The sequence below is a fragment of the Pseudomonas sp. RA_15y_Pfl2_54 genome, assembly GCF_963971015.1.
In the GTDB taxonomy this organism is placed as follows: domain Bacteria; phylum Pseudomonadota; class Gammaproteobacteria; order Pseudomonadales; family Pseudomonadaceae; genus Aquipseudomonas; species Aquipseudomonas baetica_A.
Window position 1 is genome coordinate 1 of the sequence record NZ_CAXAPN010000079.1, and the last position, 2,339, is coordinate 2,339.

The 2,339-nt window shown below is 60.0% G+C and carries 1 protein-coding gene; it reads left to right on the forward strand.

The genetic code is table 11. The features are described from left to right. Nucleotides 1-2,339 (forward strand): immunoglobulin-like domain-containing protein (locus tag AACY50_RS28510; RefSeq protein WP_339539924.1); only part of this gene is annotated, 2,339 nt, incomplete at both ends.

Consider the following 2,339-nt stretch of genomic DNA (forward strand, 5'->3'; position numbering starts at 1 on the left):
TCAGAACATCACCATCGAAGTCGGCAAAACCACCGGCACCGTGACCACCACTGCGCCAAACGATGCGCTGGCCGGTAACGCCCCGCTGACCAACTCGATCACGGGGGTTTCTGGCGGTAACTACGAAGACCTCGTGGCCGACAAGACCCCGGTTTCGACCACGATCACCGACGTCGTAGACACCACCAACCTGACGCTGAGCGCCACCGACTCTGTGGCCGAGGGTGGTTCGATTGTCTACACCGCGACCCTGACCAACGCTGCTGGCTCGCCAGTGACTGTGACCCTGTCGAACGGCGCCGTCATCACTATCGAGGCCGGTAAAACCACCGGCACCGTGACTGTTCCAGCACCGGCTGATGACGTTTACAAAGACGCTGGCAAAGTTGAAGCAATCATTTCGACTGCCACCGGTGGCAACTTCGAAAACCTTGTGCCGAGCACTGTTCCAGCGGTTACCGAAGTCACTGACACCATCGACACCACCACCGTCAAACTGACCGCGACCGAGTCGGCTGCTGAGGGTGGCACCGTTACTTACACCGCCACTGTGGGTGCGCCGGTGACTGGCTCGCCTGTCGTCGTGACCCTGGCTAACGGCCAGAACATCACCATTGAGGTGGGTAAAACCACCGGCACTGTCACCGCGACTGCGCCAAACGATGCGCTGACCGGTCATACGCCACTGACCAATGCGATCACCGGCGTAACCGGCGGCAACTACGAAAACCTCGTGGCCGACAAAACCCCGGTCAGCACCACGGTGACTGACACCATCGACACCACCAATCTGTCGCTGACTGCGACCGGCACAGTGGCCGAGGGCGGCTCAATCGTCTACACCGCGACCCTGACCAACGCTGCTGGCTCGCCAGTGACTGTGACTCTGTCGAACGGCGCAGTCATTACCATCGATGCCGGTAAAACCACGGGCACTGTGACTGTTCCAGCACCGGCTGATGACGTTTACAAAGATGCCGGCAAGGTCGAGGCAACCATTTCGACTGCCACCGGTGGCAACTTCGAGAACCTGGTGCCAAGCACTGATCCGGCCGTGACTGAAGTGACCGATACCATCGACACGTCGACCGTCAAACTGACGGCCGATGCTTCAGTGGCTGAAGGCGGTACCGTCACTTACACCGCGACCGTGGGCGCTCCAGTCACCGGTTCGCCAGTCGTCGTGACCCTGGCCAACGGTCAAAACATCACCATCGAAGTCGGCAAAACCACCGGCACCGTGACCACCACCGCGCCTAACGACGCATTGGTTGGCCAGGCTCCGCTGACCAACTCGATCACTGACGTGAGCGGTGGCAACTACGAAAATCTCGTGGCCGACAAAACACCAGTCAGCACCACCGTGACTGACACCGTCGACACCACCAACCTGTCGCTCAGCGCCACTGGCTCGGTGGCCGAGGGTGGTTCGATCGTTTACACCGCGACCCTGACCAACGCTGCTGGCTCGCCAGTGACTGTGACCTTGTCGAACGGCGCAGTGATCACCATCGAGGCGGGCAAGACCACTGGCACCGTGACCGTTCCGGCGCCAGCCGATGACGTCTATAAAGACGCCGGCAAAGTTGAAGCAACCATTTCGACTGCTACTGGTGGCAACTTCGAGAACCTGGTGCCGAGCACTGTCCCGGCCGTGACTGAAGTGACCGATACCATCGACACTTCGACCGTCAAACTGACGGCTGATACTTCCGTGGCTGAAGGCGGCACCGTCACTTACACCGCCACTGTTGGTGCTCCGGTTACTGGTTCGCCTGTCGTGGTGACTCTGGCCAACGGTCAAAACATCACCATCGAGGTGGGTAAAACCACCGGCACCGTGACCACCACTGCGCCTAACGATGCATTGGTTGGCCAGGCTCCGCTGACCAACTCGATCACTGACGTGAGCGGTGGCAACTACGAAAATCTCGTGGCCGACAAAACACCTGTTTCGACCACCATCACCGACGTCGTCGACACCACCAACCTGTCGCTCAGCGCCACCGACTCTGTGGCCGAGGGCGGTTCGATTGTTTACACCGCCACCCTGACCAACGCCGCTGGCTCGCCAGTGACTGTGACCTTGTCGAACGGCGCAGTGATCACCATCGAGGCGGGCAAGACCACGGGCACCGTCACTGTTCCGGCTCCAGCCGATGACGTCTATAAAGATGCCGGCAAAGTCGAAGCAACCATTTCGACTGCCACAGGCGGCAACTTCGAGAACCTGGTGCCAAGCACTGTTCCGGCCGTGACTGAAGTGACCGACACCATCGACACTTCGACCGTCAAACTGACGGCTGATACTTCCGTGGCCGAGGGTGGCACCGTTACTT